The sequence below is a fragment of the Pseudomonas sp. AM14(2022) genome (genome assembly GCF_036346455.1).
Lineage (GTDB): Bacteria > Pseudomonadota > Gammaproteobacteria > Pseudomonadales > Pseudomonadaceae > Aquipseudomonas > Aquipseudomonas putida_A.
In genome coordinates this window covers 146,830-160,384 of sequence record NZ_JAOTNY010000001.1, presented here as the reverse complement: position 1 = coordinate 160,384, position 13,555 = coordinate 146,830, and the positions used below count along the sequence as shown (strand labels likewise).

10 protein-coding genes are annotated in these 13,555 nt (G+C 57.7%); 5 read left to right on the top strand and 5 right to left on the bottom strand.

Annotated elements, in window-relative coordinates; genetic code table 11:
• The first annotated feature begins 73 nt into the window (after positions 1–73).
• Positions 74–2,509 (top strand): TonB-dependent siderophore receptor, encoded by a 2,436-nt coding sequence (locus tag V3W27_RS00780; RefSeq protein WP_330205732.1) that lies wholly within the window; start codon positions 74–76, stop codon positions 2,507–2,509.
• 42 nt (positions 2,510–2,551) lie between these two features.
• Here the strand turns inward: V3W27_RS00780 and mnmE are convergent, their stop codons facing one another.
• From mnmE to rpmH, 5 genes are all read right to left on the bottom strand, one after another.
• Positions 2,552–3,922, bottom strand: a complete 1,371-nt coding sequence (mnmE, locus tag V3W27_RS00775; RefSeq protein WP_330205731.1) for a tRNA uridine-5-carboxymethylaminomethyl(34) synthesis GTPase MnmE — start codon at positions 3,920–3,922, stop codon at positions 2,552–2,554.
• Positions 3,923–4,003: 81 nt separating this feature from the next.
• Positions 4,004–5,686, bottom strand: a complete 1,683-nt coding sequence (gene yidC, locus V3W27_RS00770) for a membrane protein insertase YidC (protein WP_027610285.1) — start codon at positions 5,684–5,686, stop codon at positions 4,004–4,006.
• A 2-nt stretch (positions 5,687–5,688) separates the two neighbouring features.
• Positions 5,689–5,934, bottom strand: a complete 246-nt coding sequence (gene yidD / locus V3W27_RS00765) for a membrane protein insertion efficiency factor YidD (protein ID WP_080761984.1) — start codon at positions 5,932–5,934, stop codon at positions 5,689–5,691.
• Positions 5,927–6,328, bottom strand: a complete 402-nt coding sequence (gene rnpA, locus V3W27_RS00760) for a ribonuclease P protein component (protein ID WP_011336726.1) — start codon at positions 6,326–6,328, stop codon at positions 5,927–5,929. Before rnpA ends, yidD begins: the two co-directional genes overlap by 8 nt.
• Before the next feature lie 16 nt (positions 6,329–6,344).
• A complete protein-coding gene (rpmH, locus tag V3W27_RS00755; RefSeq protein ID WP_003213577.1) occupies positions 6,345–6,479 on the bottom strand; it encodes a 50S ribosomal protein L34 in 135 nt (44 codons plus the stop codon).
• Positions 6,480–7,045: 566 nt separating this feature from the next.
• Here rpmH and dnaA point away from each other — a divergent pair.
• From dnaA to gyrB, 4 genes are read left to right on the top strand one after another with little or no spacing between them, the layout of a single operon-like run.
• Positions 7,046–8,563: a chromosomal replication initiator protein DnaA gene (dnaA, locus tag V3W27_RS00750; RefSeq protein WP_330205730.1), complete on the top strand. Its 1,518-nt coding sequence runs from the start codon at positions 7,046–7,048 to the stop codon at positions 8,561–8,563.
• A gap of 39 nt (positions 8,564–8,602) precedes the next feature.
• Positions 8,603–9,706 carry a DNA polymerase III subunit beta gene (gene dnaN, locus V3W27_RS00745; protein ID WP_003220202.1) on the top strand — a complete coding sequence of 368 codons (1,104 nt, stop codon included), beginning with the start codon at positions 8,603–8,605 and terminating at the stop codon, positions 9,704–9,706.
• Between the two features lie 14 nt (positions 9,707–9,720).
• On the top strand, positions 9,721–10,824 hold the full coding sequence (gene recF, locus V3W27_RS00740; RefSeq protein ID WP_003220208.1) for a DNA replication/repair protein RecF: 1,104 nt from the start codon (positions 9,721–9,723) through the stop codon (positions 10,822–10,824).
• Positions 10,825–10,829: 5 nt separating this feature from the next.
• The gene (gene gyrB, locus V3W27_RS00735; protein ID WP_007960764.1) at positions 10,830–13,247 is read left to right on the top strand and encodes a DNA topoisomerase (ATP-hydrolyzing) subunit B; all 2,418 of its coding nucleotides are present in this window, start codon (positions 10,830–10,832) and stop codon (positions 13,245–13,247) included.
• Positions 13,248–13,555 lie beyond the last annotated feature (308 nt).

Sequence of the window (13,555 nt, the reverse complement as noted above, 5' to 3'; positions counted from 1 at the left end):
TTTTGTCCTGACCCGGCCCTTCAGGTAATCGCGATAAACGCGGCTCTTCGCCACCTTCAGGGCTTATCCACACATGCGTCTTCCCACGTTCCGTCAGCGTTTTTCCCACCACTGCATTGCCTACAGCCTACTGATGACCAGTGCCGCGTCCTGCCTGGCAATGACCAATAACGCCTTCGCGGCAACGGTCGCGCAGCGCTACACCATTGTTGCCGGCCCGCTGGACAATGCTTTGAGCCAATTCGCCTCCACTGCAAACGTGATTCTGTCGTTCTCGCCGCAGCAGACCAACCGTTTACGCAGTACCGGACTGAACGGCAACTTCACCGTCGAACAGGGATTCGCCCAACTGCTGCAAGGCTCAGGTTTGCAAGCCGTACCCCAAGCGCCGGGTAGCTACATTCTGCAGGCGCTGCCCAATGGTGATTTGCTGGAGCTGGCCCCGACCAACATCAACGGGCAATTGGCCAATCCGATGGATCTGGATTACGCCGCCGACGTCGGCTATAGGGCGCAGAACAGCCGGATCGGTACGAAAACCAGCACGCCGTTGTCGGAAACGCCGCGTTCGGTATCGGTGGTGACCGCCCAGCGCATGAAAGATCAGAAATCTCAGACGCTCACCGAGGTACTCGGCTACGTTCCCGGCATCTTCGCCCCACCGTTTGCAGCGGGCGACAGCCTGGCCGGCGATCTGTTTTTCATTCGTGGTTTCAACGCCACCGATTACGGCTACGGCCTGTTGCGCGATGGACTTCGCGTGCAAGGCAACCGTTATGACACCAGCACCGAACCTTACGGTTTGGAGCGCGTGGAAATTTTCCGCGGACCATCGTCCTTGCTCTATGGGGAAAACGCACCGGGCGGCCTGGTGAATCTGGTGAGCAAGCGGCCGACCGCAGCTCCACGCGGCGAAGTGCAACTGGGTTATGGCTCGAATAATCGCCGGCAGATTGGCATCGATGTGTCCGGGCCACTCAACGACAGCGGCAATGTGTTGGGACGAGTGGTGATGCTCGGACGCAAGTCAGACACCCAGACCGATCACGTACCGGATGACCGCATTTACATCGCCCCGTCGCTGACCCTGAATTTCGACGACTTCAACACCCTGACCCTGCTGGCCAACTACCAGAAAGATCACACCAATATGGAACTGGGTCTGCCGGCGGCCGGCACATTGCTGAGCAATCCCAACGGCAAGCTATCCAAAGGCACCATGCTTGGTGATTCGGACTGGAACACCTTCGAACGGGAAACCTGGAGCACCGGTTATGAGTTCAGCCATTCCTTCAACGATGACTGGCAGTTCCGCCAGAATTCGCGCTACATGCAGTCGCGAATCACCCGCCACGAGACCTGGCCCGGCAACCTGAACAACGCCGGGTTCGGCACGCGCCTGAACATGACCGCGTACGATCGCTTCAACAAATCCATGGTGTATTCGCTGGATAACCAACTGGAAGGCAAATTCCAGGTCGGCGAGCTGGAAAACACCGTGCTGTTCGGCGCCAGCTACGACCGCACTTCGTTCAATCAGGACTGGAATGCTGGCATCGTCGGGCCAATCGATATCTACGACCCGGTTTACTTGCGCGATCCGACTACACCGATTGCGGTGCAGAACACCCTGCTCGAACAACAGATGAAAGGTGTTTATGCCCAGATCCAGAGCAAATATGACCACTGGTTGTTCTTGCTCGGCGGGCGCCAGGACTGGGTCGACAGTGATTTCCGCGACAAAGTGGCCAAGGGCAGCAACATCAGTTCCGAGGACAAGAAGTTCACCTACCAGGGCGGCGTGATGTACCAGTTCGACAACGGCATGACGCCGTATGTCAGCTATTCCACCTCGTTCGTGCCGGTGCAGCAGATATCCAATGCCGGCGCGCCGCTCGATCCGATCACCAGCAGCCAATACGAAGTGGGCCTCAAGTACGAACCGATCGGCTGGGATACCGCGTTCACCGCGTCGGTGTATGACCTGCGGAAAAAGGACGACACCTACTTCGACTCGACCACATCGACCTATCGCCAGGTCGGCGAAAGCCGTTCCAAAGGCGTGGAGCTGGAACTCAACAGCAATCTGACCCAGAACCTCAATGTGACTGCGGCGTACACCTACACCGACGCGCGGATTACCAAAGACGCGGCGACCTCGTTGGTCAAAGGCCACCAGATGACCGGCGTGCCACGTAATCAGGCGTCGGTCTGGACCAAGTACCGTTTCCTCGATGGCGATTTGAAAGGTTTGTACGTGGGTGGCGGCGTGCGTTACTTCGACAGTGCCTTCGCCTACACCTCGCCTTCGCTATACGGCAAGCTGGATGCCGGCGATGTCACATTGGTGGATGCGGCCATCGGTTATCAGATCGACACGCACTGGAGCGTCGACCTGAACGCCAAGAACCTGTTCGACAAGGAATATGTGTCGGGATGCAACGATGCTGGCCGTTGCTATTGGGGCGAAGATCGCACCTTACTCGGTACGGTGTCTTACAACTGGTGAAACGAAAAGAGGCTGTGGATAAATTGTCCACAGCCCCTTTGGTCATTTACCGATGCAGAAGCTGGAAAAGATCCGGCCAAGCAGGTCATCGGAGCTGAATGCCCCGGTGATTTCACCCAGAGAGTGCTGCGCCTGACGCAAATCTTCGGCCAGCAGCTCTCCTGCGCCGGCCAGCGTCAGCTGCGCACGCCCGTGTTCCAGCGCTGCACTGGCATGGCGCAGAGCCTCCAAATGCCGGCGACGGGCACTGAAGCTGCTTTCCGAGGTTTGCTCATAGCCCATGCAGGCCTTGAGGTGTTCGCGCAACAACTCCAGACCTTCGCCGGCGGCTTTGGCGCTAAGGCTTATGGTCACGTGGCCATCGTCGCTGACTTCCAGGGCAATTGCCTCACCTGTCAAGTCAGCCTTGTTGCGGATCAAGGTGACCTTGGCCGGATCCGGCCGGGTTTCGAGGAATTCTGGCCACAGAGCAAACGGATCTGCAGCTTCCGGCGCGGTGGCATCGACTACCAGCAGCACCCGATCCGCTTCAGTGATCGCTTTCAACGCACGCTCGACGCCGATCTTTTCCACCTGATCGTCGGTGTCGCGCAGACCTGCAGTGTCCACAACGTGCAACGGCATGCCGTCGATGTGGATATGTTCGCGCAGGATATCCCGGGTGGTGCCGGCAATTTCAGTCACGATCGCGGCTTCGCGGCCAGCCAGGGCATTCAACAGGCTGGACTTGCCGGCATTTGGACGACCGGCGATCACCACCGTCATGCCATCTCGCAACAAGGCACCCTGCCCGGCTTCACGCAGCACGGTGGATAACTCTTCACGTACCTTGTCGAGCATGCTCAGTACGTGACCGTCGGCCAGGAAATCGATTTCCTCTTCCGGGAAGTCGATGGCGGCTTCGACGTAGATGCGCAGACCGATCAGTTGTTCGGTGAGGTTATGCACACGCTGGGAAAACGCCCCTTGCAGTGAGCGCAAGGCATTGCGTGCAGCCTGTGCAGAACTGGCTTCGATCAGATCGGCAATCGCCTCGGCCTGAGCCAGGTCGAGTTTGTCGTTGAGGAACGCGCGCTCGCTGAATTCACCGGGGCGGGCCAGACGGCAACCCAGTTCCAGGCAACGCTTGAGCAACATGTCCAGAACAATCGGGCCACCGTGCCCCTGCAACTCCAGCACATCTTCGCCAGTGAACGAGTTTGGTCCCGGGAAATACAGGGCCAGTCCTTCGTCCAACACCTGCTGATCAGCATTGAAAAACGGACCGTAATGCGCGTAACGCGGTTTCAGTTCACGGCCGCTGATGGCTTTGGCTGCAACGCTGGCCAACGGCCCGGAAATACGGACGATGCCGACACCGCCGCGACCTTGAGCGGTGGCGACAGCAGCGATGGTTTCACGAGGTACGCTCATAAACCGGTATCCAGACAAAAGTGGCAGATAGCAAAACGCCCCACTAGGGGGCGTTTTGAGTGGTGTTATCCACAGAGTAAGTTACGCCTCGGCTTTTTTCGTCGCCGCTTCGATCTTACGCGTGATGTACCACTGTTGGGCAATCGACAGGCAGTTGTTCACAACCCAGTACAGCACCAGACCAGCAGGGAACCACAGGAAGAAGAAGGTGAAGATGATTGGCATCATTTTCATGACCTTCGCCTGCATCGGATCCGGCGGAGTCGGGTTCAGACGCTGCTGAATGAACATGGTCGCGCCCATGATGATCGGCAGGATGAAGAACGGATCCTTGATGGACAGGTCGGTGATCCACAGCATGAACGGCGCCTGGCGCATTTCCACGCTTTCCAGCAGAACCCAGTACAGCGAAAGGAAAACCGGCATCTGCACGAGGATCGGCAAGCAACCGCCCAGCGGATTGATCTTCTCTTTCTTGTACAGCTCCATCATGGCTTGCGACATTTTCTGCCGGTCATCGCCATGTTGCTCTTTCAGTGCAGCCAGTTTCGGTGCTACGGCACGCATGCGCGCCATGGATTTGTAGCTGGCAGCCGACAGCGGGAAGAAGATCCCTTTGATCAGCATGGTCAGGAAGATGATCGACCAGCCCCAGTTACCCACGATCGCGTGGATGTGTTGCAGCAACCAGAAGATCGGCTGAGCGATGAACCACAGAATGCCGTAGTCGACTGTCAGTTCCAGACCTGGGGATAACTGTTTCAGTACGGCCTGGCTTTTCGGCCCGGCGTACAGAATGGCGCTGGTTTCAACTTTGGCACCCGGTGCAGCGGTCAGCGAAGGACCGGTGTAACCGATGATGTAGTTGCCTTTGCTGTCCTTACGCGTCTGAACAATGTTGTTTTCGCCCTTCGGCGCAACCCATGCAGTCACGAAGTAGTGTTGCAGCCAAGCTACCCAGCCACCGGTGACGGTTTCCTTGAGCTGACCTTTGTCCATGTCTTTCATGGACACTTTCTTGTACGGCTCGGAACTTGTCCACAGGGCGGCGCCCAGGTAAGTCGCGGTGCCGGTGGCGGTGGTCGACGAAGGGTCGGCACTGGCGTCGCGCTTCAGTTGGGCGAACATCGAACCCGACCAAGGCTGAGCGCTCTGGTTATCCACAAGGTAGGTCACGGTTACGTCATACAGGCCGCGTTTCAGGGTGAAACGCTTGATGTAGTTGACGCCGTCCTTGCTGAACTTCAGGTCGACGACCAATTGGTCCTGACCGTCAGCCAGTTGATAACTTTTCTTCTCCGAGGCGTAAACCGGACGACCGGCCGGGCTTGCGTCCGGACCGTTGGTGCCGATCAGGCCGCTTTGTGCCAGATAAGTACGTTCGCCGCCGTTGTCGAACAGCTGGAACGGTACATCAGGACGATCCTGACGACGTGGATACAGTGGCAAAGTCAGTTGAGCAACGTCACCGCCCTGGGGATCGATCGCCAGATCGAGCACGTCGGTTTTGACCTGGATCAGATCCTTGCTGGCAGCGACCGGGGTTTCCACAGGTGCGCTGGTGTCGCTTGCGGCACGCGGAATATCGTCACTGGCGGAAGCGTTATTGCCAGGAACGGTGTCCGGCAAACCGGATGCAGTCGTACTGGAAGCAACATTCTGAGTCGGCAGGGCAGCCTGGCCATAGTCCTGGTTCCATTTAAGAACCATAACGTAGGACACGATTGCCAGGGCGACGATCAGGATCGTGCGTTTGATATCCATGATTACTCGGCCATCGAAGAAGAACGGGAGGTAGGGATAGGTGGAACCGGGTCATAACCACCGGGATTCCACGGATGACAGCGACCTAAACGACGAAAGGCCAGCCAGCCACCGCGCAGAAGGCCATGATTTTCGATGGCTTCATACGCGTAGCAAGAACAACTGGGGTAGAAACGACAGTGACTGGCCATCAAAGGACTAATGGCGTAGCGATAAAACTGGATCGGAACGAGTGCCAGTTTACGCATCTGGACTGTCTACCCCTACAGTTTCGGTTTTGACTGCTGGAACTGGCTTGTTACGGGCCAGACGCTTCCAGAGTTTGCCGAAATGCTGAATCAATTCGGGGTTTTCTACGTCGCCCAAACCTTTGCGCGCGACGATAACGATATCCCAGCCGACCAGAGAATCCTGGTGCAGACGGAACGATTCGCGCATCAGACGTTTGAGGCGATTGCGCTCAACGGAGAGCTTTACGCTCTTTTTTCCGATAACCAGCCCGAGACGGGGGTGATCAAGATCGTTGTTGCGCGCAAGGAGCAGGAGATTTTTCCCCGGAACCTTGCCGGTAGGGGAGTCAAAGACTGCCTTGAAATGCCGGGGGGTAAGCAGACGCTTTTCCCGACTGAAGTCCTGACTCACCTCCAGTACCGGATTATCAAACTGCCAGACGCGCACGACCTTTGGCGCGACGACGCGACAGGACAGCGCGACCGTTCTTGGTAGCCATGCGAGCACGGAAACCGTGGGTACGAGCGCGTTTGATAGTGCTTGGTTGGAAAGTACGTTTCATGTCGTGTTACCTGGTTCGTCCACAACGGGCCGGAATGGCCCCCGTTTTAAGAGACCGGGGATTCTAGAGAAAGCAAGCCCTCAGGTCAATTTCCAACCAGCGTTTCCTTATAAATAGATCTCTGGAGCTTGCGGAAGCGAAATCCTGTTTGCCAGACATAAAAATAAAGAAGGGAATTATTTAAAGCTTTTCTGTAAAGCTTGTAAAAGCTAGGGCAGCCGTCTTCTGTGGATAACCAACTTCAGCCCTTGTAGAGCGGGATGTACAGAGAATGACAACTACAGTGGAAAACCGTGTTCAGCCTGTGCTGCGCTGTCGGATAACCTGTGTGTGGAATGGCCTGTTATCCACAGGCTGGTTATCCACCGAGTTCCACCCCCAGTTGTCCAGTGCCCTCAGAGGCGGTTATCCACAGAGCTTATGCACACACCGTTGGTCGCCTTTTTACCGGTTAACGCATTGATTAATCATGGTCACCACACAACCTGCATGTGGATAAGTGGACGGCTCGCCGCTACAATGGCCGCTTGTTTTTGCCTCACCGGCTTTCAACTTAGGGGATATCCGTGTCAGTGGAACTTTGGCAGCAGTGCGTGGAGCTTTTGCGCGAGGAGCTGCCTGCCCAACAATTCAACACCTGGATCCGTCCACTACAGGTCGAAGCCGAAGGCGACGAGTTGCGCGTCTACGCACCGAACCGTTTTGTGCTGGACTGGGTCAACGAAAAGTACCTCGGTCGCGTCCTTGAACTGCTGGATGAGCACGGCAACGGCATGGCGCCAGCGCTTTCCTTATTAATAGGCAGCAAACGCAGCTCGGCACCGCGTGCCGCGCCGAACGCGCCGTTGGCCGCTGCGCAGGTGTCCCAGGCCAATACCGTGCCGGCCAGTGCGCCAGCACCCGCTCCAAGTGCAGCTCCGGCCAAGCGCTCGACGCAGAAAACCGAGGAAGTCAGTGAAGAGCCGTCCCGCGACAGCTTTGACCCGATGGCCGGTGCGGCCTCGCAACAGGCCCCGGTTCGCGCCGAACAGCGCACCGTTCAGGTCGAAGGCGCGCTCAAGCACACCAGTTACCTGAACCGCACCTTCACCTTCGAGAATTTCGTCGAAGGCAAGTCCAACCAGCTCGCCCGCGCGGCAGCCTGGCAGGTGGCGGACAATCCCAAGCACGGTTACAACCCGCTGTTCCTTTATGGCGGCGTCGGCCTGGGTAAAACTCACTTGATGCACGCAGTGGGTAACCATTTATTAAAGAAGAACCCGAATGCCAAGGTTGTGTACCTGCATTCCGAGCGCTTCGTGGCCGACATGGTCAAGGCGCTGCAACTGAACGCGATCAACGAGTTCAAGCGTTTCTATCGTTCGGTGGACGCTCTGCTGATCGACGATATTCAGTTCTTCGCCCGTAAAGAGCGTTCCCAGGAAGAGTTTTTCCACACCTTCAACGCCCTGCTTGAAGGTGGCCAGCAGGTCATTCTTACCAGTGACCGCTACCCGAAAGAAATTGAAGGCCTTGAAGAGCGCCTCAAATCCCGCTTCGGTTGGGGCCTGACGGTTGCCGTCGAGCCGCCGGAGCTGGAAACCCGTGTGGCGATCTTGATGAAGAAGGCCGACCAGGCCAAAGTCGAGTTGCCTCACGATGCGGCGTTCTTCATCGCCCAACGAATTCGTTCCAACGTCCGTGAGCTGGAAGGCGCGCTGAAACGCGTGATCGCCCACTCGCACTTCATGGGCCGCGACATCACCATCGAGTTGATCCGCGAATCCCTGAAAGACTTGTTGGCACTGCAGGACAAACTGGTCTCTGTGGATAACATTCAGCGCACTGTCGCCGAGTACTACAAGATCAAGATTTCCGACCTGCTGTCCAAGCGCCGTTCGCGCTCGGTGGCACGCCCGCGTCAGGTGGCCATGGCATTGTCCAAGGAACTGACCAACCACAGCCTGCCGGAAATCGGCGATGTGTTTGGTGGTCGCGACCACACGACGGTGTTGCACGCCTGCCGCAAGATCAACGAACTTAAGGAATCCGACGCGGACATCCGCGAGGACTACAAGAACCTGCTGCGTACACTGACCACTTGATGAACTCCAGCGCAGCTTATTAAGGCAAGGGACTAGACCATGCATTTCACCATTCAACGCGAAGCCCTGTTGAAACCCCTGCAACTGGTCGCAGGCGTCGTCGAGCGCCGACAGACCTTGCCGGTACTGTCCAACGTGCTGTTGGTCGTCGATGGCCAGCAACTGTCGCTGACCGGTACCGATCTGGAAGTCGAGCTGGTCGGTCGCGTGCAACTCGAAGAGCCGGCTGAAACCGGCTCCATCACCGTGCCTGCGCGCAAGCTGATGGACATCTGCAAGAGCCTGCCCAACGACGCGCTGATCGACATCAAGGTCGACGAGCAGAAGCTGGTCGTGAAGGCCGGCCGTAGCCGTTTCACCCTGTCGACCCTGCCCGCCAATGATTTCCCGACGGTTGAAGAAGGCCCGGGTTCGCTGACCTGCAGCCTGGAGCAGAGCAAACTGCGTCGCCTGATCGAACGCACCAGCTTCGCCATGGCCCAGCAGGACGTGCGCTACTACCTCAACGGCATGCTGCTGGAAGTCTCGGCCGGTGTGATCCGCGCCGTGGCAACCGACGGTCACCGTCTGGCCATGTGCTCGATGCAGGCCGATATCGGTCAGCCGGATCGTCACCAGGTGATCGTGCCACGCAAAGGCATTCTGGAACTGGCGCGTCTGCTCACCGAACCGGATGGCAACGTCAGCATCGTTCTGGGTCAACACCACATCCGCGCCACCACCGGCGAATTCACCTTCACCTCGAAGCTGGTCGACGGCAAGTTCCCGGACTATGAGCGCGTTCTGCCGAAGGGTGGTGACAAGCTGGTACTGGGCGATCGTCAGGCCCTGCGTGAAGCGTTCAGCCGTACTGCGATTCTGTCTAACGAGAAATACCGCGGCATCCGTCTGCAACTGGCCAACGGTCAGTTGAAGATCCAGGCCAACAACCCGGAGCAGGAAGAAGCGGAAGAAGAAGTGGGCGTTGAATACAACGGCGGTTCGCTGGAAATCGGCTTCAACGTGAGCTACCTGCTCGACGTGCTGGGCGTGATGACCACCGAACAGGTTCGCCTGATCCTGTCCGACTCCAACAGCAGTGCGCTGGTGCAAGAGTCCGACAATGACGACTCGGCTTATGTTGTCATGCCGATGCGTCTGTAATCAGCTGATCCTGGATGTCCTTAAGTCGTGTTTCGGTCACCGCGGTGCGCAATCTGCACCCGGTGACCTTCTCCCCCTCCCCCCGCATCAACATTCTTTACGGCGCCAACGGCAGCGGCAAAACCAGTGTTCTGGAAGCCATTCATCTGCTGGGGCTTGCCCGTTCGTTTCGTAGCACGCGGCTGTTACCGGTCATCCAGTACGAGCAACTCGCCTGCACGGTGTTCGGTCAGGTCGAACTGGCCGAGGGTGGCCACAGTGCGTTGGGGATATCTCGCGACCGTCAGGGCGAGTTCCAGATCCGCATCGACGGGCAGAACGCTCGCAGTGCCGCGCAACTGGCAGAGATCCTGCCATTGCAACTGATCAACCCCGACAGCTTCCGCCTGCTCGAGGGTGCGCCGAAGATTCGCCGGCAGTTTCTCGATTGGGGCGTGTTCCACGTCGAACCGCGTTTCATGGCGACCTGGCAGCGTTTGCAGAAGGCCTTGCGCCAGAGAAACTCCTGGCTGCGGCATGGTACACTTGACGCCGTTTCGCAAGCGGTTTGGGACAGGGAGCTGTGCCAGGCCAGCGCTGAAATCGATGAATACCGCCGCGCTTACATCAAAGCCTTGAAACCAGTCTTTGAACAAACCTTGAGCGAACTGGTTGAGCTTGAAGGTTTGACGCTCAGCTATTACCGAGGCTGGGACAAGGACCGGGAATTGAGTGCCGTACTGGCTGGCTCCGTGCAACGGGACCAGCAAATGGGTCATACCCAGGCCGGACCGCAACGCGCTGACTTGCGCCTTAGATTGGGCGCACACAACGCCGCGGACATCTTGTCCCGGGGTCAGCAGAAGCTGGTGGTTTGTGCCTTGCGAATTGCCCAGGGGCATCTAGTGAGCCAGGCCCGACGCGGCCAGTGTATTTATCTGGTGGATGACTTGCCGTCCGAGCTGGACGAGAGTCACCGTCGCGCGCTGTGCCGCTTGCTGGAAGACTTACGCTGCCAGGTTTTCATCACCTGTGTAGATCACGAATTATTGAGGGAAGGCTGGCAGACGGAAACGCCAGTCGCTCTGTTCCACGTGGAACAGGGCCGTATCACCCAGACCCACGACCATCGGGAGTGAAGGCATTGAGCGAAGAAAATACGTACGACTCAACGAGCATTAAAGTGCTGAAAGGCCTGGATGCCGTACGCAAACGTCCCGGTATGTACATTGGTGACACCGACGATGGCAGCGGTCTGCACCACATGGTGTTCGAGGTGGTCGACAACTCGATCGACGAAGCCCTCGCCGGCCACTGCGACGACATCAGCATCATCATCCACCCGGATGAGTCCATCACCGTCAAAGACAACGGCCGTGGCATCCCGGTAGACGTGCACAAAGAGGAAGGCGTTTCCGCCGCCGAGGTCATCATGACCGTCCTCCACGCTGGCGGTAAGTTCGACGATAACTCCTACAAGGTATCCGGCGGTCTGCACGGTGTAGGTGTATCGGTAGTGAACGCACTGTCCGAAGAGCTGGTACTGACCGTACGCCGCAGCGGCAAGATCTGGGAACAGACCTACGTCCACGGTGTACCTCAGGCGCCGATGGCGATCGTTGGCGACAGCGAAACCACTGGCACCCAGATCCACTTCAAGGCTTCCAGCGAAACCTTCAAGAACATTCACTTCAGCTGGGACATTCTGGCCAAGCGCATTCGTGAACTGTCCTTCCTCAACTCCGGTGTCGGCATCGTCCTCAAGGACGAGCGCAGCGGCAAGGAAGAGCTGTTCAAGTACGAAGGCGGCCTGCGTGCGTTCGTTGAATATCTGAACACCAACAAGACTGCGGTCAACCAGGTGTTCCACTTCAACATCCAGCGTGAAGACGGCATCGGCGTGGAAATCGCCCTGCAATGGAACGACAGCTTCAACGAGAACCTGTTGTGCTTCACCAACAACATTCCGCAGCGCGACGGCGGTACTCACCTGGTGGGTTTCCGTTCCGCACTGACGCGTAACCTGAACAACTATATCGAGCAGGAAGGTCTGGCGAAGAAGCACAAAGTCGCGACCACCGGTGACGATGCCCGTGAAGGCCTGACCGCGATCATCTCGGTGAAAGTGCCGGATCCGAAGTTCAGCTCGCAGACCAAAGACAAGCTGGTGTCTTCCGAAGTGAAGACTGCGGTCGAGCAGGAGATGGGCAAGTACTTCTCCGACTTCCTGCTGGAAAACCCGAACGAAGCCAAGCTGGTCGTCGGCAAGATGATCGACGCGGCCCGTGCCCGTGAAGCGGCGCGCAAGGCCCGTGAGATGACCCGCCGTAAAGGCGCGCTGGACATTGCCGGTCTGCCGGGCAAGCTCGCTGACTGCCAGGAAAAAGATCCTGCGCTGTCCGAACTGTACCTCGTGGAAGGTGACTCCGCGGGCGGCTCTGCCAAGCAGGGACGTAACCGCAAGACCCAGGCGATCCTGCCGCTGAAGGGCAAGATCCTCAACGTCGAGAAAGCACGCTTCGACAAGATGATCTCGTCCCAGGAAGTGGGCACGCTGATCACTGCACTCGGCTGCGGTATCGGTCGCGAAGAGTACAACATCGACAAGCTGCGCTATCACAACATCATCATCATGACCGATGCTGACGTCGACGGTTCGCACATCCGTACCCTGCTGCTGACCTTCTTCTTCCGTCAGTTGCCGGAGCTGATCGAGCGCGGCTACATCTACATCGCCCAGCCGCCGCTGTACAAGGTCAAGAAAGGCAAGCAAGAGCAATACATCAAAGACGACGACGCCATGGAAGAGTACATGACGCAGTCGGCCCTGGAAGATGCGAGCCTGCACCTGAACGAAGAGGCTCCGGGCATTTCCGGTGAAGCGCTCGAGCGTCTGGTGAACGACTTCCGCATGGTGATGAAGACCCTCAAGCGTCTGTCGCGCCTGTACCCGCAGGAACTGACCGAACACTTCATCTACCTGCCGGCGGTGAGCCTGGAGATGCTCGGCGACCACGCCAAGATGCAGGACTGGCTGGCTCAGTACGAAGTGCGTCTGCGCACCGTCGAGAAGTCGGGCCTGGTCTACAAGGCCAGCCTGCGTGAAGATCGTGAACGTGGCGTTTGGCTGCCAGAGGTCGAGCTGATCTCCCACGGCCTGTCGAACTACGTCACCTTCAACCGCGACTTCTTCGGCAGCAACGACTACAAGACTGTCGTCACCCTCGGCGCTCAACTGAGCACCCTGCTCGACGAAGGCGCGTACATCCAGCGTGGCGAGCGCAAGAAAGCGGTCACCGAGTTCAAGGAAGCCCTCGACTGGCTGATGGCCGAAAGCACCAAGCGCCACACCATCCAGCGCTACAAAGGTCTGGGTGAAATGAACCCGGATCAGCTGTGGGAAACCACCATGGACCCAAGCGTGCGCCGCATGCTGAAAGTCACCATCGAAGACGCCATTGGCGCAGACCAGATCTTCAACACCCTGATGGGTGATGCGGTCGAACCTCGCCGTGACTTCATCGAGAGCAATGCGCTGGCGGTTTCGAACCTGGATTTCTGACCCCGTGTAGGTTCACAGAAAAGCTGCACGCTTTCACAAATAGATGACCGGCCGGGCTTCAACCATGGCCCCTGTCGGTCACCATCAAGCCCGCCTTCGCGGGCTTTTTTTTGCCTGGAATTCCTGCCGGGGCGCCCTACTCCGCTCATTGGAAAATGATGCAGATGGGGGGATTTGAGGAAGTGATTTGATGGGGCGCTGGAAGTGCTGAGAGGGTCGGCGGGCGGATCTGAGCAGCAGAGAGATTGAGAGGACTTTAAAACTAATATTTGAACACCTTAATAGTTAATTAAGCGTACGTGTTAAGT

Coding starts and splice junctions, on each gene's coding strand:
- V3W27_RS00780 (WP_330205732.1), top strand. CDS start 74: ATGCGTCTTCCCACGTTCCGTCAGCGTTTTTCCCACCACTGCATTGCC.
- mnmE (WP_330205731.1), bottom strand. CDS start 3,922: ATGAGCGTACCTCGTGAAACCATCGCTGCTGTCGCCACCGCTCAAGGT.
- yidC (WP_027610285.1), bottom strand. CDS start 5,686: ATGGATATCAAACGCACGATCCTGATCGTCGCCCTGGCAATCGTGTCC.
- yidD (WP_080761984.1), bottom strand. CDS start 5,934: ATGCGTAAACTGGCACTCGTTCCGATCCAGTTTTATCGCTACGCCATT.
- rpmH (WP_003213577.1), bottom strand. CDS start 6,479: ATGAAACGTACTTTCCAACCAAGCACTATCAAACGCGCTCGTACCCAC.
- dnaN (WP_003220202.1), top strand. CDS start 8,603: ATGCATTTCACCATTCAACGCGAAGCCCTGTTGAAACCCCTGCAACTG.
- recF (WP_003220208.1), top strand. CDS start 9,721: ATGTCCTTAAGTCGTGTTTCGGTCACCGCGGTGCGCAATCTGCACCCG.